20 protein-coding genes and 1 pseudogene are annotated in these 25,368 nt (G+C 72.5%); 11 read left to right on the forward strand and 10 right to left on the reverse strand.

Translation table 11 applies throughout. The annotated features are described in order from the left end of the window. The 4 genes and pseudogenes from ACFVHB_RS32280 to ACFVHB_RS32295 form a co-directional block, all read left to right on the forward strand. Positions 1–343 (forward strand): annotated as a pseudogene (locus ACFVHB_RS32280) (hypothetical protein); the annotation flags it as partial. A gap of 194 nt (positions 344–537) precedes the next feature. Next, complete coding sequence (locus tag ACFVHB_RS32285; RefSeq protein WP_380329293.1) at positions 538–729, forward strand: hypothetical protein; 192 nt, start codon at positions 538–540, stop codon at positions 727–729. Further along, entirely contained in the window at positions 726–1,025 is a 300-nt protein-coding gene (locus ACFVHB_RS32290) for a DUF4442 domain-containing protein (RefSeq protein WP_380329295.1), read from the forward strand. Before ACFVHB_RS32285 ends, ACFVHB_RS32290 begins: the two co-directional genes overlap by 4 nt. Positions 1,026–1,044: 19 nt before the next feature. Then, positions 1,045–1,266: a zinc ribbon domain-containing protein gene (locus ACFVHB_RS32295; protein WP_380329297.1), complete on the forward strand. Its 222-nt coding sequence runs from the start codon at positions 1,045–1,047 to the stop codon at positions 1,264–1,266. Positions 1,267–1,498: 232 nt separating this feature from the next. Here the strand turns inward: ACFVHB_RS32295 and ACFVHB_RS32300 are convergent, their stop codons facing one another. The 3 genes from ACFVHB_RS32300 to ACFVHB_RS32310 all read right to left on the reverse strand — a co-directional run bounded on the left by ACFVHB_RS32300 (position 1,499) and on the right by ACFVHB_RS32310 (position 6,531). Further along, positions 1,499–2,362 (reverse strand): HAD family hydrolase, encoded by an 864-nt coding sequence (locus ACFVHB_RS32300; protein ID WP_380329299.1) that lies wholly within the window; start codon positions 2,360–2,362, stop codon positions 1,499–1,501. Between the two features lie 5 nt (positions 2,363–2,367). Next, positions 2,368–5,040 (reverse strand): phosphoribosyltransferase domain-containing protein, encoded by a 2,673-nt coding sequence (locus tag ACFVHB_RS32305; protein ID WP_380329301.1) that lies wholly within the window; start codon positions 5,038–5,040, stop codon positions 2,368–2,370. Between the two features lie 153 nt (positions 5,041–5,193). Beyond that, positions 5,194–6,531: an HpcH/HpaI aldolase/citrate lyase family protein gene (locus ACFVHB_RS32310; RefSeq protein ID WP_380329303.1), complete on the reverse strand. Its 1,338-nt coding sequence runs from the start codon at positions 6,529–6,531 to the stop codon at positions 5,194–5,196. A 569-nt stretch (positions 6,532–7,100) separates the two neighbouring features. On the opposite strand from ACFVHB_RS32310, the gene ACFVHB_RS32315 reads away from it, so the two are divergent. After that, entirely contained in the window at positions 7,101–8,300 is a 1,200-nt protein-coding gene (locus ACFVHB_RS32315; protein WP_380329305.1) for a TerD family protein, read from the forward strand. A gap of 139 nt (positions 8,301–8,439) precedes the next feature. On the opposite strand, the gene ACFVHB_RS32320 is transcribed toward ACFVHB_RS32315, so the two are convergent. Then, positions 8,440–9,180 (reverse strand): Tellurium resistance, encoded by a 741-nt coding sequence (locus ACFVHB_RS32320; protein ID WP_380329307.1) that lies wholly within the window; start codon positions 9,178–9,180, stop codon positions 8,440–8,442. Between the two features lie 633 nt (positions 9,181–9,813). On the opposite strand from ACFVHB_RS32320, the gene ACFVHB_RS32325 reads away from it, so the two are divergent. Beyond that, complete coding sequence (locus tag ACFVHB_RS32325; RefSeq protein ID WP_380329308.1) at positions 9,814–11,025, forward strand: DUF2637 domain-containing protein; 1,212 nt, start codon at positions 9,814–9,816, stop codon at positions 11,023–11,025. A 106-nt stretch (positions 11,026–11,131) separates the two neighbouring features. Here the strand turns inward: ACFVHB_RS32325 and ACFVHB_RS32330 are convergent, their stop codons facing one another. The 5 genes from ACFVHB_RS32330 to ACFVHB_RS32350 form a co-directional block, all read right to left on the reverse strand. Further along, positions 11,132–12,241, reverse strand: coding sequence for a DUF475 domain-containing protein (locus ACFVHB_RS32330; RefSeq protein WP_380329310.1), 1,110 nt, complete (start codon positions 12,239–12,241; stop codon positions 11,132–11,134). A gap of 61 nt (positions 12,242–12,302) precedes the next feature. After that, a complete protein-coding gene (locus ACFVHB_RS32335) occupies positions 12,303–12,878 on the reverse strand; it encodes a TerD family protein (protein WP_380329312.1) in 576 nt (191 codons plus the stop codon). Positions 12,879–13,232: 354 nt separating this feature from the next. Further along, positions 13,233–13,808: a TerD family protein gene (locus ACFVHB_RS32340; protein WP_380329314.1), complete on the reverse strand. Its 576-nt coding sequence runs from the start codon at positions 13,806–13,808 to the stop codon at positions 13,233–13,235. 195 nt (positions 13,809–14,003) lie between these two features. Continuing rightward, positions 14,004–14,462 carry a peroxiredoxin gene (locus tag ACFVHB_RS32345; RefSeq protein WP_380329316.1) on the reverse strand — a complete coding sequence of 153 codons (459 nt, stop codon included), beginning with the start codon at positions 14,460–14,462 and terminating at the stop codon, positions 14,004–14,006. A gap of 229 nt (positions 14,463–14,691) precedes the next feature. Next, on the reverse strand, positions 14,692–15,126 hold the full coding sequence (locus ACFVHB_RS32350) for a DUF3052 domain-containing protein (RefSeq protein WP_380329318.1): 435 nt from the start codon (positions 15,124–15,126) through the stop codon (positions 14,692–14,694). A gap of 512 nt (positions 15,127–15,638) precedes the next feature. Between ACFVHB_RS32350 and aceE the strand changes: the two genes are divergently transcribed. After that, a complete protein-coding gene (aceE, locus tag ACFVHB_RS32355; RefSeq protein ID WP_380329320.1) occupies positions 15,639–18,389 on the forward strand; it encodes a pyruvate dehydrogenase (acetyl-transferring), homodimeric type in 2,751 nt (916 codons plus the stop codon). Positions 18,390–18,539: 150 nt separating this feature from the next. Here the strand turns inward: aceE and ACFVHB_RS32360 are convergent, their stop codons facing one another. Next, positions 18,540–20,144, reverse strand: a complete 1,605-nt coding sequence (locus tag ACFVHB_RS32360) for an MFS transporter (RefSeq protein WP_380329322.1) — start codon at positions 20,142–20,144, stop codon at positions 18,540–18,542. A gap of 222 nt (positions 20,145–20,366) precedes the next feature. Here ACFVHB_RS32360 and ACFVHB_RS32365 point away from each other — a divergent pair, with 222 nt between their 5' ends. From ACFVHB_RS32365 to ACFVHB_RS32380, 4 genes are all read left to right on the forward strand, one after another. Continuing rightward, complete coding sequence (locus tag ACFVHB_RS32365) at positions 20,367–21,068, forward strand: TetR/AcrR family transcriptional regulator (RefSeq protein WP_380329324.1); 702 nt, start codon at positions 20,367–20,369, stop codon at positions 21,066–21,068. 109 nt (positions 21,069–21,177) lie between these two features. Continuing rightward, the gene (locus ACFVHB_RS32370; RefSeq protein ID WP_380329326.1) at positions 21,178–22,473 is read left to right on the forward strand and encodes a sensor histidine kinase; all 1,296 of its coding nucleotides are present in this window, start codon (positions 21,178–21,180) and stop codon (positions 22,471–22,473) included. Next, positions 22,470–23,144, forward strand: coding sequence for a response regulator (locus tag ACFVHB_RS32375; RefSeq protein ID WP_380329328.1), 675 nt, complete (start codon positions 22,470–22,472; stop codon positions 23,142–23,144). Before ACFVHB_RS32370 ends, ACFVHB_RS32375 begins: the two co-directional genes overlap by 4 nt. Positions 23,145–23,427: 283 nt before the next feature. Beyond that, positions 23,428–25,362, forward strand: a complete 1,935-nt coding sequence (locus ACFVHB_RS32380) for a galactose oxidase-like domain-containing protein (RefSeq protein WP_380329330.1) — start codon at positions 23,428–23,430, stop codon at positions 25,360–25,362. Positions 25,363–25,368 lie beyond the last annotated feature (6 nt).

The raw sequence follows: 25,368 nt of genomic DNA on the forward strand, positions 1-25,368 counted from the left end.
GCGCGCCCTGCTGGCCAGCGCGGACGGCTCGGTGGTCGCCGTGAACGAGCGGCTGCGGCAGCTGAACGAGGTGCAGCACGACCCGAACCGGGAGATCGAGCGCACCCGGTTCGCCCTGCGCGACGCCCAGCGGCTGGCGATGGCGGGGCGACAGGCCCCGGACCCGCGGCACGCCGGCCCGCTGGACGCGGCGGTCGGGCGGCTGGACCGGGCGGTGGCGGAGCTGGAGGCGGCCGGCCGGCACCCCGACTACTGGCACTTCCTGACCGAGCTGGCGGGGGTGCGGGAGACGGCGGCCCAGGTGGTGGGGATGATCCGCGGGGACCTCGGCGGTCACCGGTAAAGGGGAGATCGGTGATCACCGGTAGAGGGGGAGATCGGCGGTCACCGGTAAAGGGGGAGATCGGCGGTCACCGGTAGAGGAGGTGACGGCGGTCGCCGGTAGGGGGACATCAGCGGTCACCGGACGAGCCGGTCCCCGGGAGCAGCGGAAAAGAAGGGTTACCCGCGAGTAACTTCGTGGGCTAGAGTCGCGCCATGGCTCGTAAGCGCAACCTCTCCGCCCGCACGTTCCGGCGCGGGATCAACCTCTGGCCGCCGTTCCTGTTCGCCGGGATCAAGGTGCTGGGCGTCTCGGACGACTACCGGCGCGCGAAGGTCCGGCTCCGGCTGGGGCGGCTGAACCGCAACTACGTGGGCACGCACTTCGGCGGGTCGATTTCGCGATGACCGACCCGTTCTGGATGCTGCTGGTGATGCAGAACCTCGGCCGCGAGTACGTGGTCTGGGACGCGGCCGCCGAGATCAGCTTCGTCTCGCCCGGGCGCGGGGACATCTTCGCCGAGTTCGTGCTCACCGACGACCGGCTGGCCGAGATCCGCGAACTCACCCGGGACGGCAAGAAGGCCCTGGTGTGGTTCGACACCGAGGTCCTGGCGGCGGACGGCTCGGTGGTGGCCAGGGTGCGCAAGCAGCTCTACGTCCGGGAGAAGCGCCGCAGCACCGCCCGGGCTGCCGCCGCCTGAGGCTGGGTACCCTGCGGGTATGCCACGTTACGACTTCCGCTGCCGCTCCTGCGGCGCCACTTTCGAACTCCGCCGCACGATGGCGCAGGCCAACGACCCGGCGGTGTGCCCGCAGGGGCACGAGGACACCGTGAAGCTGCTGTCGACCGTCGCCGTCACCGGCGCGGCGTCCGGCGGCGCCCCGCGGCAGGCCCCGTCCGGGGGCGGAGGCGGCTGCTGCGGGGGCGGCTGCTGCGGCTGAGGCGCCGACAGCCCCGGGGGCGTCCCCGCCGGACGCCCCCAGCGGACCTCCCCACGGACGCACCCAGCGGACCTACCCCCCGGACACCCGCAACGGACGTCCCCACGGACGTCCCCAGCGGAGGCCCCGACCGACGCGCCGACAGAGCCCCTGCGAACCTCCCCCGCAGGCCTCCGACCCCCGACCCCCGACCTCCGGCCCCCACCTCCCGGCGGCCGCTACCCGGCGGCCGCTACCCGGCGGCGACGGCGTCCACCGCCGCCACCTCGCCGCGGACCCGGGCCAGGAACTGACGGACGATCTCCTCCCCCGCCGCCACGCCCACCTGGTCGAGGGCGGTGACGCCGGGCGCCGTCCAACCGGTGTCGGCGAGTTCGCCGTGGCCGGGGCGCCACGCGGCGTCGGCGGCGAGCAGCAGGTCGGCGTCCAGCAGCGAGTCGCCGGCCGCCAGCACGGTGGCCCCGCCGACCCGCCGCTCGACCTCCGCCAGCGCCGCGCTCTTGCTGAGCGGCGCCGGCACCGCGTACACCTTGCGGCCCTGCAGCGAGACGTTCCAGCCGCGCTCCGCGCACCAGCCGGTGAGCTCGTCCAGCCAGCCGGCCGGCAGCCCGGCGCGCTCCACCACCAGGTAGGCGAAGAGGTCGTCGGCGACCCGCCGCTTGTGCGTCCACTCCGGTTCGGCGCAGAGCGCCAGGTGCTCGACCACCTCGGCCAGCGGCGCCGCGGCGGCGGTCAGCCGGCCGGCCACCTCCGCCTGCCAGTCCTCGTCCGGCACGCCGTCCACCAGCAGCCGCCCGCCGTTGCTGCAGATCGCGTACGCGGGGACCCAACCGGGCGTCGGGCCGGGCAGGTTGACCCGCTCGTACTGCGTCCTGGTCCGGGTGGTGGCGGGCACGAGGACGGCCTCGCGGGCGAGCTCGACCAGCAGGGCGGCGGCCTGCTCGGTCATGAACGACAGCGCCTTGCCGTCGTGCACCTCGACCGAGAGCAGCCGCGGTGCGAGCCGGTCGGGCACGTCGAGGGCGAGGGCCCGGTTGGAGTAGATCAGCGTGCGGTCGAGGTCGCTCGCGACCAGGAAGCTGCCGGTACCGCTCATCGGGTTCAGGACTCCTTCGCCAGGACGGCCGTGCCGGAGGCACCGGTCGCTCCCCGACTGTAGCGGGGGTGGATCAGGCCGACGCACGAGTACGGCAGGTCGTCCACCTCCTCGACGGGAACGCCGCGCTGGGCGGCGAGCAGACGGACGTGGTCGAGGTCGGCGCCGGCGCCGCGGCGGGCCAGCACCCGCCAGGGGACGCGGCGCAGCATGACCCGGGTGGTCTCGCCGACGCCGGGCTTCACCAGGTTGACGTTGTCGATGCCGTACTCGGTGCTGATGCGTTCGACGGCCGCCCAGCCGGCCCAGTCCGGGGTCCGGTCCTCGATGGCGAGCCGGCCGGCGGCGGCCGCGGCCTCCTCCCGGACGTCGGCGAAGTGGTCGGTGACGGTGTCCAGGAAGGCCTGGGAGACGTCCCCGCCGGCCAGGTCGGTGTAGTGCTTGGCGCCGTGGAAGTCGTCCGGGCCGATCAGGTCGGCACGCAGCACGGTGCGCGAGATCAGGCCGGAGACGGTGGAGTTGAGGCAGGCGGACGGGATCAGGAAGTCGTCGCGGGTGCCGTAGGTGCGGACGCAGCGGCCGGGGTCGGCGAGGACGGCCAGCTCGGGGTCGAAGGCCGATCCCTCCAGCGCCGCGGCGAGTTCGCGGGTGATCGCGCCCTTGCCGGTCCAGCCGTCGACGAACACCACGTCGGGGGCGTGGTGGTGGGCGTCGAGGTAGCGCAGGGCGACGGGGTCGATGCCCCGGCCGCGGATGATCGAGACGGCGTAGTGCGGGGTGTCCAGGCCGTGGGCGAAGGCGAGCCAGCGGCGGATCAGCACGCCGACCGGCGTGCCGGCCCGTGCCAGCGAGGCGAGCACCAGGCCGCGACCGCGCTCCCGTACGAGCGTCTCGGCGACGGTGCCGACCGCGAGGGCGATCCGGCGGGCGGAGACCCGCAGGGCCTGGTGGAACAGTTCCTGGTACTCGGGGCTGGGCTGGTACTCGACCGGCAGCGACTCGGCGTAGTGGGCGCCGCCGTTCTGGACGGCCTCCTCGCGCTCCTCGGTGGGGGCCTCCAGCGGGACGTCGGAGAGGTCCTTGAGCAGCCAGGCCACCTCGTCCGGGCGGTACGAGGAGAACGCGGGCCCCCGAAGCGGGCTGGGCAAACGGCCGGACAGCGGGGACGCCGTCGCCGGCGAGGCCGGGTCCGACACGGGGGACGACTGCAGGGACGGCAACGGGTCCGACACCGGGGACGACTGCAGGGACGACGCCGAGGCCGGGTCCGACGCCGGAGCCGGCTGCGGGGACGGCCGGTGCGAGGGCAGCACGGCGAGCACCACCCGGTCGGTGACCCGGCGCAGCTGGGTCAGCAGGGCCCGCTCGCCCTCGTGCAGGGCGGGGGTGTCGGCGACGTCGTCCACCACCAGCACGACGGTGCCGAAGCGGCGCGTCGGGTCGGCACCGGGGGCGACGTTGTAGGCGAAGCGCTCGCGCGGGGCGGAGTCCGCCGGGTCGTCGTGGGCGGGGAAGGCGAGCCGGGTGCGGATGGCGTAGCCCGGGTCGTCCACGGCGAGGACGGGCGAGCGGGTGGTGGTCGAGTAGCGGACCCGCTCGGCGCCGTCCGGCAGGAGGTCGGCGAGCGCGCCGGCCAGCCGCAGCGGCGCGTACATCAGCTCCTCGAAGCCGAGCACCAGCACCCGGCCGTCGTCATCGGAGCCGCCGCCACCGTTGCTACCGTCGTCGCCGCCACCGTTGCCACCGTCGTCGCCGCCACCGTTACCACCGCTACCCCCGCTACCGTCGCCCCCGCTACCGGCACCGTCCAGCGCCGCGGCCAGCTGCGCGGCCAACTGCGGGAGCAGCGCCTCCAGTTGACCGCGGTGCGCGGCGGTGAAGCCGTGCCGGCCGCCGTCCGGCAGACCGGCGGGCCAGTCCAGGGCGACCCGGACCAGCGGGGCGGACGGGGCGGACGGCGGCTCCGGCGCCGGGCCGACCTCGGCGATCAGGCGCTCGGCGCGGTCCAGGATGTCGGCGGGCAGCGCGACGCCTCCACTGGCGGTGGCCACGAGGTCGAGCCGGGTACCGAGTTCGGCGGCGGTGTCGGCCAGCCGGCGGCGGTCGGTGTCGTCCCGCAGGTCGACGAGGGCCACCACCACGTAGTGGTCGCGCGGGTGGCGGGAGTGCAGCTCGCGGATGGTGTTGAGGACGGTGTTGCCGGTGGAGAACTCGTCGTCGACCAGCACCAGCGGGCCGTCCCCGGCGAGCAGCGCGGGGTCGGCGGGCAGCAGCAGGTGGGAGGTGGCGTGCGAGTGCTCCTCCTCGAAGCCGCCGACCGGGGTCAGACCGGCCACCGGGCGGCGGGTGGAGTGCAGGTAAGGGGCGTCCAGGCCGTCGGCGACGCTGTGGCCGAGCCCGGTCGCGGTCTCGGCGTAGCCGAGCACGACGGCCCGGGCGGCCGCCTCCTCGCCGAGCAGTTCGCGCACCCGGCGGCCGAGGTCGAGGCCGGCGCCGTGCACCACGGACGGCCGCTGCGGGACGTGCTTGCCGAGCACGGTGGAGACCAGCAGGTGGGCGCGCTTGCGGTTCTCGCGCAGGGCCAGGCCGACCAGTTCCGGGAGCCGGTCCGAGCCGGTCAGGCCGACGCCGGCCCGGTCGGCCACCCAGCGGCCGGTCCACTCTTGCTGTGCTGTCACTGCTGGTCCTGCCTTCGATGGTGCGGAGTCGTGCGGGTCGAACGGGCGCGGGTCGAACGAGTGCGGGTCGTACACGCGGTGCGGAGGGCCGGGGGTGCGAGTCAGGCGGCCCCGGTGCGAACAGGGCGAGTCAGAGGAATCGGTCCAGGCGCCTCACCCGCACAAGCAGGCCGAGAGCAGCTCCGCGAAGCTGACGTCCTCCCGGGCCACCCCGAACACCTCGGCCCGCAGCAGCACCCGCTCGGCCCAGGCCCGGTGCGGCTTGGCCTCGTTCATCTTGTTGGTGTACGCCGAGCGCAGTACCCCGCCGCCGCCGCGTTCCCGGTCGAGGATGTCGCGGGCGTCGGAGTACTCCTCGTGCGTGACCACCGAAAGGGCGTGCACGGCGGGGACGTGGCTGGGGTGGATGCAGGTCTTGCCGAGCAGGCCGTTGGCCCGGTCCAGCTCGAACTCGCGGATCAGCCCGTCCAGGTCGTGCTCGATGATCCGCTGCCGCACCGCCTCCCCGGAGGGCTCCGCCTCGGCGAACGGGGTGCGGCGCAGCTGCGGCTTGAACATCCGCTCCTGGACCGGGAAGTACTCCCAGACCGGCCCGGTCACGGTGAACCCGGTGCCGTCGGCCCGGCCGAGCACGTTGACCACGTCCCCGATCACCGCGGCGACCAGGGCGACGTCGTACGCCGTCAGGTCGGGCGAACGGCGCAGGCCGTACGCGGAGCAGAGGTCGGTGACGCCGAGGCGGACGGCGAGGACGCGCTCGCGGTACTTGTCCAGCAGCCGGGCGATGCCGAAGAGCTGCTCGCGGCGGGTCTCCAGGTGGGCCAGTTCGGGGGACTCGAGGACGGGCATGGCGAACAGCCGTCGGCCGGTGGCGGCCTCGGCGGCGGCGAGCGCCTCCAGGTACTCGGCGCCGTTCTCGTCGGTGAATTTCGGCAGCACGAAGCCGGTGAGCAGCCGGACCGCCGGGCCGAGCCGGTGGGCGAGGTCGCCGATCTGGGAGGCGGTGCGCACTCGGATGAAGAGGAGGGGAAGATCCTGTGCGTAATCGATGGAGATTGTGTTGCTCTCGACACCCTCAGCGACCACGTCACCCTCGGCAGCCCCGTCACCCTCGGCAGCCCCGTCACCCTCAGCAGCCCCGGCATCCCCGGCATCCGCAGCGGCCCCGGCCACCCCAACAGTCGAGGCCACCCCCTCAGCCCCCACCGCCTCAGCGAACAGCTCGCCGAGTTGCGCGACCAGGTTGGCCTCCGCGGCGGTCACCTCGTGGTCGGCGATCGAGTCCTCCAGGCAGAGCACCATCGAGACCACGCCCCGGGCGGCCTGCTTCCGGATGTCCGCGCGCAGCGTCGGCCGGGTGGCCGGGCTGTACAGGGTCGCACCGAGCGCGGTGGCCAGCACGGCCGCGTCGCTCTCCGAGGAGAAGGCCCGGGGCTGTTCGAGGAAGAGCCGGCCGCGTACGTCGTCGGCGAGGTGGCCGAAATGGCGCAAGGTGCTCTCCTCAGGGGTTGCGGACCGCCGTTCGGGCGGGTTCAGGGTGCTCGGGCGGGTTCGGGTGTGCGGCGGTGGGGGCTCGGGCGGGTGGTGCTGCGGTGCCCGGGTACGCGGGGTGGGTCGGCTTCGGACCGGCCGGGCGCCGGGCCGGCGTGACGGGGGAACGCGGGTTCGGAGCGGAGCTCGGTACAGGGATGCGGGCGGCGGTTCGGGCGGCGATGCGGGCAGGGACTCGGGGCGGGGACGCGGGGGTCGATGCGAGGTGCGGTGGTCGGAACGGAGGTGATCGGGACCCGGCCCGGAGTGCGGTCCTCACCCTGGTTTAACCGGCCCGCCGGGCGCGGTGGTTCCCGGGCGCGCGCTGCTGATACCCCCCTGCCGAACCCCCCGGGGCCTTCTGGCCGCCTATCGTACGGACGACTTCCGGCCGAACCCGGTTCCGAAACATCGAATTCTCGGAAGGTTACCCTCCGCTTCACAAAGCGCAAGCGTTGGCAAAGTCCTACCGTTTCGCCACCTTCGGTCACGTTGTCCGAAGGGGTGGCGAACAGGCAGGATGGTCGGCTATGACGCACGTGATGGCCAAGGGCGCCAACATCGCACTGCCGGTGGCGGCGGTCCGCGCCGTGCTGCGCTGGAGCGCGACGCCCGGCGCGCCGGACGTGGACGCTTCCGCGCTGCTGCTCGGCGCCGACGGCAGGGTTCGTTCGGATGCCGACTTCGTCTTCTACAACCAGCCGCGCCACCCCTCGGGGTTGGTGCGCCACCTGCCCAAGCAGCAGACCGCCGGTGGCGCCGAGATCGCGGACACGATCGAGGCCGAGCTCGGCAAGCTGCCGGCCGACGTGGACCGGGTCGTGCTGGCCGGTTCCTCCGAGGGCGGTTCGTTCCGCTCGGTGACCGGGCTGCGGGTGCTGATCTTCGACGCGGCCGGCGGCGAGGGCGCGCCCGCGCTCGCCGAGTTCGCCATCCCGGAGGCCGACGAGGTCACCGCCCTGGTCGCGGGCGAGCTCTACCGCCGGGCGGGGGCGTGGAAGTTCCGGGCCGTCGGCCAGGGGTACGCCTCCGGGCTGATCGGCCTGGCCACCGACTTCGGCATCACCGTCGAGGACGAGACGGCCGAGCCCCGGGCCGGCGAGCCCGCCGGCCCGCAGAACCCGCCCACGTCGGCCCCCGTCGCCGACCCGCGCGCCGCCCTGCCGGACCCGCGCCCGGCCGCACGGCCCGAGCCGGGCACCTTCACGCTGGCCCCGGCCGTCCCGCTGCCCACGCCCACGCCCGCGCCGGCCGCCGCCCAGGCCTCGGCGCCGGGCCTGCCCGCCAACACTCCCCCGCCGCCGACGTCCCCGCCCACCCTGCCGCCGACCACGCCGCCGGTGCCGCAGGCTCCGCCGACCCCGCCGCCGGGGTACGGCTACCCGCAGCCGAACACCGCCCCGCAGGCCCAGCAACCCCAGCCGGGCGGCTACGGCTACCCGCCGCAGGCCCCCCGCCCGGGGTACGGCTACCCGCAGCCGCAGCAGCAGCCCTACCCGCAGCAGCAGGCGAACCAGCCGGCCCACGGCTACGGCTATCCGCCGCCGCAGCACACCCAGCAGCCCGGCGGCTACGGCTACCCGCAGCCGAACACCGCCCCGCAGGCCCAGCAGCCGCGCCCCCAGCTCCCGCACCCGCAACACCCGCAGCAGCACCAGCCCCACCAGCCCCCGGCCGCCGCCGAGGAGTTCGCGCTGCCGCCGCAGGGCCCACAGTTCCAGCCGCGCTGAGGCCGCCGACGCCGAACACTGCCCGACCCCGCAAGCCGCCCGACGCCGAAAGCCGCCCCCCGCCGAACGCCACCCGACGCCGCGGCGCCGGAGCCGGCCGAAGCCGGGCGCTGACGCGGCCGAAGCCCCCGCCCGGCGGCTACTCCGGCTTCGAGGCGTTCTTGTAGCCGCGCTGCCACTGCATCCCGAAGCCGTACAGCCGGTCGATGTCCGCCTGGAACCCGTTGACGTACCGCACCTCGCGGCGGACCGTCAGCGTGTTGTCCCCGGTGTTCTCGATCAGCACCACCGCGCAGGAGCGCGCCGCCGGAGCGCGCTCCTCCAGCTTGATCTCGATCCGCGGACCGGTCTGCGGCACGATCGTCACGACCGCGTTGGCCTGCTCGAACGCGGGCGTCCCGTCGTAGATGTAGACGAAGACGAGCAGCCGCTTGAACTGCTCCTTCTTCTCGAGGTTGACGTACATCGTCTCGCCGGACGGCGCCCCGTACTGGTCGTCCCCGCTGAGCTTGACGTAGGGCGCGCGCTGAAGATCGCCGAAGTAGCCGCCGAGCGGCTGCACCACGCCCCGGCTGCCGTCGGCGAGTTCGTACATGCAGGCCAGGTCGAGGTCGACGTTGACCTGCGCGCCCTGGTGCGAGTCCGGCTCCATCGGGCTGAGGATGCGCGGGCTGAACCAGCGCTTGAGGGTGTCCCGGCCGGACGGGCGCGGAGCTCCTATCCGGGTGGTCCAGTGCAGGTTGACGTAGAGGTACCCGGTGGTGGCGGCGGCTCCGGTGATCGCGTGCTGCGGGGCCGACTTGGTGAGCGTGATCTTGTGTTGCCCGCCCGGGTCGAGGGTGTTCCGCTCCCCGCGCAGGTACTCCCAAATCGAGGCCATCCCAGTCCTCCCCCAGCCCCCGCCAGCAGGTCCGACGGGTCCGCGGCTCCATGATCGGGCATCAGCCCGCCCGTCGGGTAGCGAACCCGCCCACCGGGCACCGGATCCCGCCACCCGGCCGGTACACCGCGCCCGGCCTTCCCCTACCCACCACCGCACCCCGGACACCGTCCCGCGGCACGGACCGGGAGCACGAACCAGGAGCACGAACCGGCAGCACGCCCCTGGAGCATGCCCCAGGGGGAGCGCGCTCCAGCAACACGACCCATCAGCGCGCCCCAGCAACACGACCCATCAGCGCGCTCCAGCAGCATGACCCATCAGCGCGCCCCAGCAGCATGACCCAGCAGCAACGACCCAGCAGCACGGACCAGCGGCGCGAAGGCGTACACCGGGGCACAACGACCGGCACCGGCAGGTCGATTGGCAGGACGAAGCTCCCCTCCCGTAACATGCCGTCCCCTCGGACGCGATATCGTCTTGCCGCACAGGTGTCCCGTCCACCCCTCCCCCGGGTGTCAACGGGGGCGCCGACAGCACCGACGCACCGTCAGGCCCGGTACCGGGGACGGATCTGACCGCTTGTGTCGCACTGTGACCTGTCCCCTGCGGAAACCCGAGGCCCGACCCGCAATGAACCTGACCTCCATACAGCTGGTCTGGACCGTCATCGGCGGCGCAGCCCTGCTGTTCACCGCCATCCTGGTGGCGACGCTGCGCTTCAAGAACAACAACAAGACCGAGGAGCCGGGCGACTCCTGGGAGCGCAGCGAGGAGCGCCGCCGGCGCAAGGAGATGATCTACGGGATCTCCTCCTACGTCCTGCTGTTCTGCTGCGCTGGCGTCGCGGCCGCGCTCTCGTTCCACGGCCTGGTGGGCTTCGGCAAGGAGAACCTGGGCCTGTCCAACGGCTGGGAGTACCTCGTCCCGTTCGGCCTGGACGGCGCGGCGATGTTCTGCTCGGTGCTCGCCGTGCGCGAGGCCAGCCACGGTGACGCGGCGCTCGGTTCGCGCCTGCTGGTCTGGGTGTTCGCGATCGCCTCGGCCTGGTTCAACTGGGTGCACGCCCCGCGCGGCGTGTCGCACGACGGCGCCCCGCAGTTCTTCTCCGGCATGTCGATCTCGGCCGCGATCCTGTTCGACCGGGCGCTGAAGCAGACCCGCAAGGCCGCGCTGCGCGAGCAGGGCCTGGTGCCGCGCCCGCTGCCGCAGATCCGCATCGTGCGCTGGCTGCGCGCTCCCCGCGAGACCTACGCCGCCTGGTCGCTGATGCTGCTGGAGAACGTCCGCAGCCTGGACGAGGCGGTCGAGGAGGTGCGCGAGGAGCGCCAGGCGAAGCTGGACGCCAAGCTGCGCGCCCGGACCGCCGACCGTCGCGAGCGCGCCGAGCTCAAGGCCATCTCCCGCCAGGGCGGCATGCTCGCCCGGGCGCGCGGCGGCCGCCAGGTGCCCGCGCTGACCGCCGCCGGCGACGGCCCGAACGCTACGGAGCCTGCCCTAGCCTCCGCGGCCGACTCTTCCACCCAGACCGCCGCCCAGACCGCTTCCTCCTCTCTGGAGCCCGCCCCGCGGAGCGTCCTGGAGACCGGCCGCCGCCCGCGCGCCGCCGTCGGTTCCTCCTACTCCGGCTCCTCGTACTCCGGCTCCTCCCCCTCTGGTTCCTCGTACGCGGGCTCCGCCGACGAGTCGTCGTACCGCGGCAGCGGCACCGGCTCCTCGTCGTCGTCCTCCTCGGCCTACCGCAGCCCGGCCATCGACCTGACGGTCGAGGACGACACCCTGTCGATGCCGAAGCTGGACTCGCTGGAGCGCAAGCTGCGCGCCATCGAGCAGCAGCTCGGCTAGCCGCGGCCCGACGGCACCCGCTCGATCGGGACGGAACGGGAACGGCCGTCCCCCCACTCCGGGGGGACGGCCGTTCCGTCGTGTTCGCGGGTGCCCGCGGCCGGTACTACTTGCCGCTGCTCACCAGCTCCCGTTCCTCGCCGCCCTCGCCGCCCGAGGCGGCCTCGCGGCGGTTGCGCAGGATCGACGAGCCGAGCGCGAGGCCGATGAAGGCGACGCCGATCAGGCCGGTGACGATCTCCGGGATGTGGTACTCGATGCCCACCAGCAGGATCACCGAGAGCGCACCGATCGCGTAGTGCGCGCCGTGCTCCAGGTACACGTAGTCGTCCAGGGTGCCCTTGCGGACCAGGAAGACGGTCAGCGAGCGGATGTACATCGCGCCGATGCCGAGGCCCAGGGTGATCTGGAAGATGTCGCTGGAGATGGCGAACGCGCCGACCACGCCGTCGAAGGAGAACGACGCGTCCAGGACCTCCAGGTACATGAAGAGGAAGAACGCGGCCTTGCCGCCGACCTGGACGATGGACTTGCCGCTCTTCTCGGCCTCCTCCTCCTTCTCGGCCTCCTCCTCCAGGCCCGCCTCGAAGACCGAGGAGAGCCCGTTCACGGAGAGGTAGGTGACCAGGCCGAGCACACCGGCGAGCAGCACCGTCTCGGCGTGCTCACCGGCGAAGAAGTTGGACGCCAGCAGCAGCGAGACCAGCGCGACCACCGTCGAGAAGGCGTCCAGCTTGCCGACCTTCTCCAGCGGACGCTCGATCCAGGCCAGCCAGTTGTAGTCCTTCTCCTCGAAGATGAAGTCGAGGAAGATCATCAGCAGGAAGACGCCACCGAACGCCGCGATGGCCGGGTTGGCGGCCTCCAGGTACTGGGCGTAGGTCATGCCCTCGTACGTCTTGTCCGAGTGCAGCGCCAGGTCGATGACCGTCGCGGGGTTGAGGTGTGCGGTGAGGCCGACCACCAGCAGCGGGAAGATGAGCCGCATGCCGAAGACGGCGATCAGCACGCCGACGGTGAGGAAGATCTTCTGCCAGTACGGGTTCATCCGCTTCAACACCGTGGCGTTGACCACCGCGTTGTCGAACGACAGGGAGATCTCCAGGATCGAGAGGATCAGGACGATGCCGAATCCTTCGGCTCCCCAGAGCAGGCTGGCTGCGATCAGCCCGAGGACGGTGATCGCGAATGACCAGCCGAATGTGCGGAGGAACACGGGACGTGGTTACCTTTCGAGTTCATGGCGTCGAACCGTCGAAGGACGGTGAATCGCGCCTTTACTGTACGTTTACGCCGAAATCGAGAGCAATGCCGCGCAGGCCCGAGGCGTACCCCTGGCCCACCGCGCGGAACTTCCACTCGCCCGCGTACCGGTACAGCTCGCCGAAGATCATCGCGGTCTCGCTGGACGCGTCCTCCGTCAGGTCGTAGCGCGCGATCTCCTGCCCGTCCAGGGAGTTGACCACCCGGATGTAGGCGTTGCGCACCTGGCCGAAGTTCTGCAGCCGCGACTCGGCGTCGTAGATCGACACCGGGAAGACCACCTTGTCCACCTGCGGCGGGACGAGTTCCAGATTGACCAGCACGACCTCGTCGTCGCCCTCGCCGTCACCGGTGAGGTTGTCGCCCTGGTGCTCCACCGAGCCTTCGGGGCTCTTCAGGTTGTTGTAGAAGACGAAGTACTCGTCGCCGAGCACCCGCCCTCCCGCGCAGAGCAGCGCGCTGGCGTCGAGGTCGAACGGCGCACCCGTGGTCGAGCGGGCGTCCCAGCCGAGGCCGATCTGCACCTGCGTCAGATTCGGCGCGGCCTTGGTGAGCGAGACGTTTCCACCCTTGGCGAGCGTGACACTCATGGCTGTCCTTCCTCCCTTTGCCTCCCGGGGCGCATCTCAGGTCTATTCCCCCGCGGCCCCGCCCGGCCTCTTCCGGCCGGCTGAACTTCCTGAACTCCTATCCTTCCAGTGCGCCGGCCCAGGACGAAGCCGGCCCGGGAACAAGCCGGCCGAGGCGGAACCCGGGACGGGCGCAGCCCCGCACGAGAACAAGCCGGCCGAGGCGGAACCCGGGACGGGCGCAACCCCGCACGAGAACAAGCCGGCCGAGGCGGCAGCCGCCCAGCAAGGAGCCGGGGCGGCCGCCGGCGTCTCGCGCCCGCGGCCGCCCCGGCCGGTGGTACTCCGTCAGGCCCGCCCGGGCCCGCGCCCGACTCAGACGTTGACGCCGAAGTCCTGGGCGATGCCGCGCAGGCCGGAGGCGTAGCCCTGGCCGATGGCGCGGAACTTCCACTCGGCGCCGTTGCGGTAGAGCTCGCCGAAGACCATCGCGGTCTCGGTCGAGGCGTCCTCGGAGAGGTCGTACCGGGCCAGCTCCTTGTTGTCGGCCTGGTTCACCACGCGGATGAACGCGTTGCGGACCTGGCCGAAGTTCTGGGTCCGGTTCTCGGCGTCGTAGATCGACACCGGGAAGACGATCTTGGCCACGTCCGCCGGGACGGTGGCCAGGTTGACCTTGATCTGCTCGTCGTCGCCCTCGCCCTCACCGGTGAGGTTGTCGCCGGTGTGCTCGACCGAGCCGTCGGGGCTCTTCAGGTTGTTGAAGAAGACGAAGTTGCCGTCCGTGCCGACCTTGCCCTGGTCGTTGCAGAGCAGGGCGCTGGCGTCCAGGTCGAAGTCCGTGCCGGTGGTGGTTCGGACGTCCCAGCCAAGACCGACGACCACGGCGGTCAGGCCGGGGGCCTCCTTGGTGAGCGAGACATTGCCGCCCTTGCTCAGGCTGACACCCACTTGTCCTCCAAGAATCGGGAGGCACGCGCCGGTGCCCCCGTGGTGCGGTTCAAGGCTCCGGCGGCGGTTGCCCCCGGGCCTCTGACCAGCCAACGGACCGATCGTAGTGCCGGGTTCCCGTCCTGGGCAGGGAACGGGCCCGGCGTGGCTGTTCGAATCTCAGCCGGGCCGGGCCCGCGGGGGCGGTGCGACGGCTCAGAGCGAGGCGAGGACCTTCAGGTACTCCTGCTCGTCACGGGCGTCCGGCAGGTCGTTGACGACGCTCCAGCGGACCACGCCGGCCTTGTCGATCACGAAGGTGCCGCGGACGGCGCAGCCCTTCTCCTCGTTGAAGACGCCGTAGGCGCGGGAGACCTCGCCGTGCGGCCAGAAGTCGGAGAGCAGCGGGTAGTCCAGGCCCTCCTGGTCGGCGAAGACCCGCTGGGTGAACGGCGAGTCGTTCGAGACGCCGAGCACCTGGACGTCGTCGTTCTGCAGCCGCGGCAGTTCCTTCTGGATCGCGCAGACCTCGCCGGTGCAGACGCCGGTGAAGGAGAACGGGTAGAAGACCAGGACGACGTTCTTCTCGCCCCGGAAGTCGGAGAGCTTGACCAGCTCGCCGTGCTGGTTCTTCAGCTCGAAGTCCGGAGCCTCGGTACCGACCTCGATGGCCATGGTGGGACCTTTCTGACGCGACGGGGCCGCGCGGCGGGCGCGGCGAGCGCCATCCTCGCATCCGTTCGCCCCGATTCGGCCGGACGGGTGACGACGCCGGCCTCCGGGACGCCCGCTTTCGCCCTGGGCGAACGCCGCCCCCGGCAGGGCCTCCAGCCGGTCCGGCGAAACGGCCGGGCCCCGCTGGAGGAAGCTCCAGCGGGGCCCGGCCGGTGGCGTCACGAGGTACTCAGCGCTTGCCGCCCTTGGCCGCCTTGGTCGCCAGGCGGGTGGCGGCCCAGTCCTTGGCGATCGCGATCGAGCTGGTCTGCGAGAGGCCGGCGGTCCGCGCCGCGTCGGCGATGTCGGAGGCCTCGATGTGGCCGTCGCGGCCGGTCTTGGGCGTCAGCAGCCAGATCAGGCCGCCCTCGGCCAGGTATTCCAGGGCGTCGACGAGGGCGTCGGTGAGATCCCCGTCGTCGTCGCGGTGCCACAGCAGGACGGCGTCGGCGACGTCGTCGTAGTCCTCGTCGACGAGATCCGTCCCGGTGATCTCCTCGATGCCCTCGCGGAGTTCCTGGTCAGTGTCTTCGTCGTACCCCAGCTCCTGGATGATCTGGTCCTTCTCGAAACCGAGACGGTGCGCCGGGTTGGACTTGTCCGCGGGGTCCGCGGTCGCGCTCACGGGAATAACCTCCAGTATTCGGCTCGGCGTCCATGCCGAGGCTGTGGCCGTAGTCCACACGGGCGCGGCGGTTCGCGCAAGTACCCGACCCCCGATCCCCTCCAAAGGTTGACGTGTCGCGGCGGGACACGCCGGTCGACGTGTCGGGAATCACACCGATTTGCCCTTCTCTGCATGGGACAAGGATGCTTCGGGTGACCCTGGTCCACAGGCCGTACGCGTGCCCGAGATGCGAACGGCATTCGGGTCCGCGCGTGCGCGGGCGTAGAGTCTCCTGTTGGCCCTCACCCCGACCGTCCGCCATCGGACGGCCGGGCACCCAGGTCGGACCACCTCTTTTCGTAACACCCGGGGGTGCACGGCACAGGCAACAGCGCCTGCACCGGACGCCCCCAGACCGGGTCGCCCACCAGGCGGAACGGTTACCGGTCGGTAGAGATGACGGATCTCCGAGCGCGGTAGCACGATGGAGGCGGCGCGACACACCTATCGACCGACAGTGAAGGAACAGCGTGGCTTCCGGATCCGATCGCAACCCGATCATCATTGGCGGCCTTCCGAGTCAGGTCCCGGACTTCGATCCCGAGGAGACCGCGGAATGGCTGGAGTCGCTTGACGCGGCCATCGACGAGCGGGGGCGCGAGCGCGCCCGCTACCTGATGCTGCGGCTGATCGAGCGCGCCCGCGAGAAGCGTGTCGCCGTGCCCGAGATGCGCAGCACGGACTACGTCAACACCATCGCCACCAAGGACGAGCCCTTCTTCCCCGGCAACGAGGAGATCGAGCGCAAGGTCCTCAACGCCACCCGTTGGAACGCGGCCGTCATGGTCTCGCGCGCCCAGCGCCCGGGCATCGGCGTGGGCGGCCACATCGCCACCTTCGCCTCCTCCGCGTCGCTCTACGACGTCGGCTTCAACTACTTCTTCCGCGGCAAGGACGCCGAGGGCGAGTCCGGCGACCAGATCTTCTTCCAGGGCCACGCCTCCCCCGGCATCTACGCCCGCGCCTTCCTCCTGGACCGGCTCACCGAGCAGCAGCTCGACGCCTTCCGCCAGGAGAAGTCCAAGTTCCCGTACGGCCTGTCCAGCTACCCGCACCCGCGGCTGATGCCGGACTTCTGGGAGTTCCCGACCGTCTCGATGGGCCTCGGCCCGCTCGGCGCGATCTACCAGGCCCGGATGAACCGCTACCTGGAGCACCGGGGCATCAAGGACACCTCCGACTCGCACGTCTACGCCTTCCTCGGCGACGGCGAGATGGACGAGCCCGAGTCGCTCGGCCAGCTGTCGCTCGCCGCGCGCGAGGGCCTCGACAACCTGACCTTCGTGGTCAACTGCAACCTGCAGCGTCTGGACGGCCCGGTCCGCGGCAACGGCAAGATCATCCAGGAGCTGGAGTCCCAGTTCCGGGGCGCCGGCTGGAACGTGATCAAGCTGATCTGGGACCGCAGCTGGGACCCGCTGCTCGCCCAGGACCGCGACGGCGTCCTGGTGAACAAGCTGAACACCACGGTGGACGGCCAGTTCCAGACCTACGCCACCGAGACCGGCGCGTACATCCGCGAGCACTTCTTCGGCGGTGACCTGCGGCTGCGCAAGATGGTCGAGAACATGACCGACCAGCAGATCCAGCACCTGGGTCGCGGCGGCCACGACCACGCCAAGATCTACGCGGCGTTCAAGGCGGCCCGCGAGCACAAGGGCCAGCCGACGGTCATCCTCGCCCAGACGGTCAAGGGCTGGACCCTCGGCCCGAACTTCGAGGGCCGCAACGCCACCCACCAGATGAAGAAGCTGACGGTCGAGGACCTCAAGCGCTTCCGCGACCGCCTGCACCTGCCGATCACGGACAAGCAGCTCGAAGAGGGCTACCCGCCCTACTACCACCCGGGCCGCAACTCCGAAGAGATCCAGTACATGCACGACCGCCGCCAGGAGCTGGGCGGCTACGTGCCGACCCGCAAGGTGCGGCCGCGCAAGCTGGAGCTGCCGGGCGACGACGCGTACAAGGCGGTCAAGAAGGGCTCCGGCAACCAGACCATCGCCACCACCATGGCGTTCGTCCGGCTGCTCAAGGACCTCATGCGCGACAAGGGCATCGGCAACCGCTTCGTGCCGATCGCCCCGGACGAGTACCGCACCTTCGGCATGGACTCGCTGTTCCCGTCGGCGAAGATCTACAACCCGCTGGGCCAGACCTACGAGTCGGTCGACCGCGAGCTGCTGCTGGCGTACAAGGAGTCGCCGACCGGCCAGATGCTGCACGACGGCATCTCCGAGGCCGGCTGCACCGCCTCGCTGATCGCCGCGGGTTCGTCCTACGCGACCCACGGCGAGCCGCTGATCCCGGTGTACGTCTTCTACTCGATGTTCGGGTTCCAGCGCACCGGCGACCAGTTCTGGCAGATGGCCGACCAGCTGGCCCGCGGCTTCGTGCTCGGCGCCACCGCCGGCCGGACCACGCTGACCGGTGAGGGCCTGCAGCACGCCGACGGCCACTCGCACCTGCTGGCCTCGACCAACCCGGGCGTCGTCGCGTACGACCCGGCGTACGGCTTCGAGATCGCGCACATCGTCCAGGACGGTCTGCGGCGGATGTACGGCTCCAGCGAGCAGCACCCGCACGGCGAGGACGTGTTCTACTACCTCACCGTCTACAACGAGCCGATCAAGATGCCGGCCGAGCCGGAGAACGTCGACGTCGAGGGCATCCTCAAGGGTCTGCACCGGTACGCGCCCGGCACCGCCGGCCAGATCCCGGCCCAGATCCTCGCCTCCGGCGTGGCGGTGCCGTGGGCCCTGGAGGCCCAGCGCATCCTCGCCGAGGAGTGGAACGTCAAGGCCGACGTCTGGTCCGCGACCTCCTGGAACGAGCTGCGCCGCGACGCGGTGGAGGCCGAGGAGTTCAACCTGCTGCACCCCGAGGAGCCGGAGCGCGTCCCGTACGTGACCCAGAAGCTCCAGGGCGCCGAGGGCCCGTTCGTCGCCGTCTCCGACTGGATGCGCGCGGTGCCGGACCAGATCTCGCGCTGGGTGCCGGGCCAGTACCAGTCGCTGGGCGCCGACGGCTTCGGCTTCGCCGACACCCGCGGTGCGGCCCGTCGCTACTTCCACATCGACGCGCAGTCGGTCGTCCTGGCGGTGCTCACCGAGCTCGCCAAGCAGGGCAAGATCGACCGCAGCGCGCTGAAGGACGCGATCGACCGCTACCAGCTGCTGGACGTCGCGGCCGCCGACCCGGGCGCCGCCGGCGGCGACGCCTGACGGTCCGCCGACCTGGAAGGCCGGGCCTCCCCCGCGCGGGGAGGCCCGGCCTTCGGCGTTCCGGGGAGGCGACGGGACGGCGCCCGTCGCGCACGAGCGGCGGCCCCGGACCTCGCCGGGTCCGGGGCCGCCGCGGTCCGCGGACGGGGTTCAGATGTGGACGGCCGGCCCGGCGTCGGTGGCGCCGCGCCGGGTGAGCAGGCCGAGGAGCGCGGCGGCGAAGGCCACCACGGAGGCGACCGCGAAGGCCAGCGACATGCCGCTGACGAAGGAGTCGTGGACGGCGCCGGCCATCGCGTCCACCACCTGCTGCGGGGTGCCGGGCGGAGCGGGCGGGGCGATCCCGAGCTGGGCGGCCTGCTTGAGGCCCTCGGCCTGGGCGCCCTCGACCGGCGGCAGGCCGGCCCCGGCCCAGTTGCCCGGCAGGACGTCGGTGACCTCGGCGGCCATCAGCGCGCCCAGCACCGCGGTGCCCAGACTGCCGCCGACCTGCATCGCGGCCTGCTGCAGGCCGCCGGCCACCCCGGAGAGCTCCAGCGGGGCGTGGCCGACGATGACCTCGGTGGCGCCGACCATGACCGGGCTGATGCCCAGGCCCATCAGCACGAACCAGAGCGACATCACGCCGTTGCCCGAGCCGGCGTCCAGGGTGGACATGCCGGACATCGCGGCGGTGGTGATCAGCATGCCGGCCACGATCGGGATCCGCGGGCCGAGCCTGCCGATCGCCAGGCCGGCCAGCGGCGAGCCGACGATCATCATGCCGGTCATCGGCAGCAGGTGGACGCCGGCCTGGACCGGCGACATCCCGTGCACGTTCTGCAGGTAGAAGGTCACGAAGAAGATCGCGCCGAAGAACGAGAAGGCCATCAGCACCATCAGCAGGGTGCCGGCCGACAGCGGCAGCGACCGGAACAGGCTGAGCGGGATCAGCGGCTCGCGGGCCACCCGCTGCCACAGCGCGAAGACCGTCATCAGGACCACCGCACCGCCCAGGAAGAGCAGGGTGGAGACGTCGCCCCAGCCCCACTCGGGCGCCTTGATGATGCCGAAGACCAGCGCGAACATCGCCGCCGAGAGCAGCGCGATGCCGGGGAGGTCGAAGGACTTGGCGGCCTTCTCGGCCCGGACGTCCTTGAGGATCCAGACCCCGAGGGCCAGCGCGATCAGGCCGACCGGGACGTTGATGAAGAACACCGACTCCCAGTTGACGTGCTCGACCAGCAGGCCGCCGACGATCGGGCCGGCCGCGGTGGACGCGCCGATCACCCCGCCCCAGATGCCGATCGCCATGTTCAGCCGCTCGGCCGGGAAGGCGCCGCGCAGCAGGCCGAGCGCGGCGGGCTGGAGCAGCGCGCCGAACAGGCCCTGGAGGACGCGGAAGGCGATCACCGTCCGGATGTCGCCGGCGAAGCCGATCGCGGCGGAGGTGGCGGCGAAGCCGACCGCGCCGACCAGGAAGGTGGTCTTGTGGCCGAACCGGTCACCGATCTTGCCGGCGGTGATCAGGAAGACCGCGAGGGCCAGCAGGTAGCCGCTGGTCACCCACTGGATCTCGGAGGGCGCGGCCTTGAGGTCGGCCTGGATGACCGGGTTGGCGATCGCGACGATCGTGCCGTCCAGGGCGACCATCATCACGCCGACCGCGACGGTCAGCAGGGTCAGCCAGGGGTGCCCCTGGAGGCCGCCCCCGGACGGTGTCGTGCGCTGCGGCGGACGGTCCGCCCGGGCGCTCTTGACGACGGACTGGCTCATCTGGGGCCCTCCGGAGGCGTGGGGCTGCGAAAAAAGGCATGGGTGGGGCGCCCCGGCCCACCCGTCCCCACGAGTTACCCGGCCTGTCGGGCGCCACCTCGGGGAGATTATGTCAGTGACTGTCATTCGGCAAACACTGACTTGTGACCCCAACTGACATTTGTCAGACCGCTACAGTTGTGCTCCTGCCCCCGTCCGCAGCCCAGTCCGGAAGGCCCCGCCATGGCCGCTCAGCCCCCGCCCGCCGCCACCGCACCCGCCGACGGCGCCGGTGGCCCCGGCGGCCCGGCCGGCGGCCCCGGCCTGCGCGAGCGCAAGAAGCGGCAGACCCGGGAAGCCCTGATCGACGCCGCCCACCGGCTCTTCCTCGACCAGGGCTTCGCCCGGACGACGGTGGACGAGATCGCCTCCGCCGTGGACGTCTCCCAGCGCACCTTCTTCCGCTACTTCGCCAACAAGGACGAGGTCGCGCTCGCCGTGCTCGCCGACGCCGAGGACCACTTCATCGACCTGCTGCGCCGGCGACCCGCCGAGGAGAGCCCGCTGCAGGCGATGCGGGCGGCGATCGTGGCGTCCTGGCGCGACCTCGGCTCCCCGCCCCGGACCGGCTCCGGCTCGGTCACCCGCGCGCTGGAGCTGCTGCAGATGATCGAGGACACCCCCACCCTGCTCGCCGCCCACCTGCGCCGGGTCACCGAACAGGAGCGGGTGGTGGCCCAGGTGATCGCGGCCCGGGAGGGGCTGGACCCGGCCGAGGACCTGCGCCCGACCGTGATCGCCGCCGTCTTCGGCAGCGTGCTGCGCGCCGCCCACCTGTCCTGGAGCGCCGAGCAGGAGGACACCGGCCCGGAGGGCATGATCGCCCTGATCGAGCGTCACTTCGACCAGCTCGGCCCGGCCCTGGCCGGAGACTGGCGGGTCTAGGGCCTGACCACGGGCCCCACCACGGCCCCGGCCCCCGCGTACGTGGGCCCTGGGCACCCCACCCGGTCCCGGCGCCCGGGCCCGCCCCGCCCCGCCCTAGGCTGGCGGAATGATCAAGCCGCCCGCCGGGTCGGGACGGGGTGGCGCCGTGACCGCCCTGCTCGCCCCGCTCACCCAGCCGTCCGCCGACCACACCCCGCTGCTCGCCCACGCCTCGCGCCGCTGGATCCGCCACCTCCCCCTGGCGCTCGCGGCGGCCGCCGTCTGCGCCCTGCTGCCCAGCGCGGTCAACGTCCTGCACCACGACTACGGGCTCGGCCTGGGGCTCGCGGCCTCCCTGGCGGTCGCCCAGACCGTCCCGCTGCTGCTCGCGGTGAGCCGCCCGCTGCCCGCGTGGTGGCTGGTCGGCGGCGCCGACGTGGTGGGTTCCGTCCTCGTCCTGCTCCTCGGCAGCGGTTCGGCCAGCCTGCCCTGGCCGGCCACCGGCCTGGTCGGCTACCTGCTGCTGATGCTGCCGCTCGCGCTGCGCGAGCCCCGGCGCGTCCTCGTCCCGGTCTGGCTGGTCACCGCGGCCGCCGGCCTCGCCCTGTCGCTGGCCGGACTCGGCCACCCCGGCGGCGACAACAGCGTGCTGGCGGTGGCCCTGACCGGTGTGGTCCTGGTGCTCGGCGGGGCCTTGCGGGAGCGGGCCGAGGCCCGTCGGCTGCTCGCCGAGCAGGAGCACATCAGCGAGGCCGAGCGCGAGCGGCGCACCCTGCTGGAGGAGCGGGCCCGGATCGCCCGCGAGCTGCACGACGTGGTCGCCCACCACATGTCGGTGATCGCCGTGCAGGCGGCCAGCGCCCCGTACCGGGTGCCCGGGATCCCGACCGCGGCCGCGGAGGAGTTCACCGCCATCGCCGGCACCGCCCGCGCGTCGCTGGCCGAGATGCGCCGGCTGCTGGGCGTGCTGCGCAGCGAGGAGTCCGACGCCGACCGGACGCCGCAGCCGGGGGTCGGGCAGCTGGCCCAACTGGTCGAGACGGTGGGCCGGGCCGGCGTGCCCGTCGAGCTGGCCGCCCCGCCGGAACTGGCCGACGCGCTGCCGCCGGCCGTCGGCCTCTCCGCCTACCGGATCGTGCAGGAGGCGCTGGCCAACGTCGTCCGGCACGCGCCCGGCGCGCGGGCCCGGGTCTCCCTGGCCGTCGACGACCACCGGCTGCTGGTCACCGTCGTGAACGGCGCCCCGCCCGCCCGCGCCGAGTCGCTGGAGGCCTCGGTCGAGGGCACCGGCCAGGGCCTGGTCGGAATGCGGGAACGCGTCCGGCTGCTCGATGGCAGGCTGGACACCGGCCCGCTGCCGGACGGCGGCTTCCAGGTGGCCGCCGTGCTGCCGCTCGACACCTCGGGGGAGACAACCGCATGACCATCCGCGTGATCATCGTCGACGACCAGGCCATGGTGCGGGCGGGCTTCGCCGCCCTGCTGGACGCCCAGGACGACATCGACGTGGTGGGCGACGCGGCGGACGGCGCGCAGGCCCTGGAGCTCAGCGGCCGCACCCACCCGGACGTGGTGCTGATGGACGTCCGGATGCCCGGCATGGACGGTCTGGAGGCGGCCCGCCGGCTGCTCGACCCGGCCGCCCCCGGCGCCCACCGGCCCAGGGTGCTGATGCTGACCACCTTCGACGTGGACGACTACGTGTACGAGGCGCTGCGGGCCGGGGCCAGCGGCTTCCTGCTCAAGGACGCGCCGCCGGCCGACCTGATCGCCGCCGTCCGGGTGGTCGCGGCCGGCGAGGCACTGCTCGCCCCCTCGGTGACGCGCCGGCTGATCGAGGACTTCGCCCGGACCGGGCCGGTCAGGCGCCGTGACCCGAAGCTGCGGCTGAACGGCCTGACCCCGCGGGAGACGGAGGTGCTGGAGCTGATCGCCCGCGGCCTCTCCAACCAGGAGATCGCCACCGGGCTGGTGCTCGCCGAGCAGACCGTCAAGACCCACATCGGCCGCATCCTGGCCAAGCTCGACCTGCGCGACCGCGCCCAGGCGGTCATCCTCGCCTACGAGTCCGGCCTGGTGACGCCGGGCCAGTAGCCGACTCCCCCGGAAGGGCGGCGCCGCTCTCCGCCGCGTGCGCGCCAGGGGGCCGAAGGCGGCCAGGAACCCGGGGCCGGACGGGGACTGACGCGGCGTGAGCCGTTCGGGCAGACACCCCGTTCGCCGACGACACGCGCCCACCAACGCAGTGCGTCCGCATGCGAACCGACACGCGCTGTGATGTTCTGTGACGGTCGGCAACGATCGCTGCGCCTGCGCCTGCCCACGGCCTCCGCCCGCGCCCGCCGGCGCCTCTCCCGCCCCCTTCCCGAGGAGTCCCATGTCCCTGTCCTCACCGCGGCCGCCGCACCGGCCGCGGGCCCGCCGCCGGCTGACCGCCGTCGCCACCGCCGTGGTCTGCTCACTGACCACCGGCACCCTGCTGACCGCCGCCCCGGCCCTCGCCCTGGTCCCCGCCCACGGCGGGGCCGACGACCTGGCCCCGCACGTCACCGCGCCCCGCGTGCTCGCCGAGATGCGGGACGACGAGGTCGCGGCGCTCGGCCAGGAGCACGCCGAGGAGCATGCCCGGATGCGCGCGGCCGTCCGCGGCGTCGGCGACTACCCGCAGACCACCAGGACCAACCGGCTCAAGGCGCTGACGGACTCCCAGAGCACCACCAACGCCGCCTTCGACAAGGCCGCCTTCGGCGCGTTCAACCAGTACTTCCCCTCGCCCGACTTCGGCGACCACGTCGCCCTGCTGCCGACCGGCAAGGTGCTGCTGTTCTCCTTCGAGCGGATCGAGACCAACCCGGAGAAGGAGCCCGCGCCGACCCAGACCACCGGCACCGAGAACGCCGGCCGGGCCTTCCTCTGGGACCCGGCCAAGGGCTACGGCAAGGACGCCTTCAAGCAGGTCACGCCGCCGGTCGTCGACATGCCGGACGGCCTCGACCAGCCCCGGCCCGCGCCGTTCTTCTGCTCCGGGCACTCCTTCCTGCCCAACGGCATGCTCGGCGTCTTCGGCGGCAACCTGGGCGGCAACGGCGGTACCGGCGCCAAGCTCTCGCTGATCTTCGACCCGTGGACCGAGACCTGGACCAGGAACCCCGACATGTCGGTCGGCCGCTGGTACCCCTCGGTGGTGACCGGCGCCGACGGCCGGCAGCTGATCATGTCCGGCCAGTCCGAGCTCGGCTGGGGCACCCCGACCCCGGTGGTGGAACGTTTCCCCGCCAAGAACTTCCCGGTCCCGCAGCGGAAGACCGACGTCCCCCGGAACCCGGTGGACCGGTTCAAGGCGGACGCCCCGTTCAGCCTGGACTACCCGCACCTGTTCTCGCTCAACGACGGCAACGTCTACGGCTTCGGCCGCCAGGCCGCCGAACAGTGGAAGTTCGACCCGCTCGCCGAGACCCGCGGCGACCTGACCGCCCGCCCGGACGGCCGCAAGCGCAACTACGGCTCGGCCGTCCCGCTGCCCGGCGGCGTCAACGGCCCCGACTCCGCGCTGATCCTCGGCGGCGACCGCGACAACCCGAGCACCCTGCGCTTCTCCAACGGCAGTTGGACCGCCGAGAAGTCCCGTGCCTTCGGCCGCACCCAGGACGACACCCTCCTGCTGCCCAACGGCAAGCTGATGACCGTCAACGGCGCGTACGACATCCGCGACTACGGGAACGGCCCCTACAACCCCAACGCCGATCTCAAGTACCGCCAGATCGAGCTCCGTGACGACCAGGGCAACTGGAAGCTCGGCCCGGTCCAGCGGCTGCCGCGCGGCTACCACTCCAACGCCGTCGTCCTGCCCGACGGGCGGGTCATGGTGACCGGCGACGAGCTCCAGCAGCTCGCCAACAACCCGGACATCGACGGCACGGTGAGCGGCGTCCCCGGCACCACCGGCCCGGTCACCATGAACGGCACCATCGAGATCTACGAGCCCGCCTACCTGCACCAGGGCGACCGGCCCCAGCTGGGCAACGCGCCCACCACCCCGGTCGGCTACGACAAGAAGTTCACCGTGACCAGCACGACCCCGGGCCTCGCCTCGAAGGCCGTCCTGCTGTCGCCGACCACCTCCACCCACTCGGTCAACACCAGCCAGCGCCACCTCGACCTGCGGCTCACCGGCCGGGCCGGCAACCGGCTGGAGTTCCAGGCCCCGCCGGACGCCAAGGCCGCGCCGCCCGGCTGGTACATGCTCTTCCTCCTCGACGACCAGGGCGTGCCCAGCGTCGCCCAGTGGATCCAGCTCAGCTCCTCGGCCTGACCCCCG

Origin of the sequence: Kitasatospora sp. NPDC127111, assembly GCF_042677465.1 — a bacterium.
Lineage (GTDB): Bacteria > Actinomycetota > Actinomycetes > Streptomycetales > Streptomycetaceae > Kitasatospora.

Coding starts and splice junctions, on each gene's coding strand:
- ACFVHB_RS32380 (WP_380329330.1), top strand. CDS start 23,428: ATGTCCCTGTCCTCACCGCGGCCGCCGCACCGGCCGCGGGCCCGCCGC.
- ACFVHB_RS32375 (WP_380329328.1), top strand. CDS start 22,470: ATGACCATCCGCGTGATCATCGTCGACGACCAGGCCATGGTGCGGGCG.
- ACFVHB_RS32315 (WP_380329305.1), top strand. CDS start 7,101: ATGACGCACGTGATGGCCAAGGGCGCCAACATCGCACTGCCGGTGGCG.
- ACFVHB_RS32370 (WP_380329326.1), top strand. CDS start 21,178: ATGATCAAGCCGCCCGCCGGGTCGGGACGGGGTGGCGCCGTGACCGCC.
- ACFVHB_RS32345 (WP_380329316.1), bottom strand. CDS start 14,462: ATGGCCATCGAGGTCGGTACCGAGGCTCCGGACTTCGAGCTGAAGAAC.
- ACFVHB_RS32365 (WP_380329324.1), top strand. CDS start 20,367: ATGGCCGCTCAGCCCCCGCCCGCCGCCACCGCACCCGCCGACGGCGCC.
- ACFVHB_RS32335 (WP_380329312.1), bottom strand. CDS start 12,878: ATGAGTGTCACGCTCGCCAAGGGTGGAAACGTCTCGCTCACCAAGGCC.
- ACFVHB_RS32290 (WP_380329295.1), top strand. CDS start 726: ATGACCGACCCGTTCTGGATGCTGCTGGTGATGCAGAACCTCGGCCGC.
- ACFVHB_RS32300 (WP_380329299.1), bottom strand. CDS start 2,362: ATGAGCGGTACCGGCAGCTTCCTGGTCGCGAGCGACCTCGACCGCACG.
- ACFVHB_RS32320 (WP_380329307.1), bottom strand. CDS start 9,180: ATGGCCTCGATTTGGGAGTACCTGCGCGGGGAGCGGAACACCCTCGAC.
- ACFVHB_RS32325 (WP_380329308.1), top strand. CDS start 9,814: ATGAACCTGACCTCCATACAGCTGGTCTGGACCGTCATCGGCGGCGCA.
- ACFVHB_RS32360 (WP_380329322.1), bottom strand. CDS start 20,144: ATGAGCCAGTCCGTCGTCAAGAGCGCCCGGGCGGACCGTCCGCCGCAG.
- ACFVHB_RS32285 (WP_380329293.1), top strand. CDS start 538: ATGGCTCGTAAGCGCAACCTCTCCGCCCGCACGTTCCGGCGCGGGATC.
- ACFVHB_RS32295 (WP_380329297.1), top strand. CDS start 1,045: ATGCCACGTTACGACTTCCGCTGCCGCTCCTGCGGCGCCACTTTCGAA.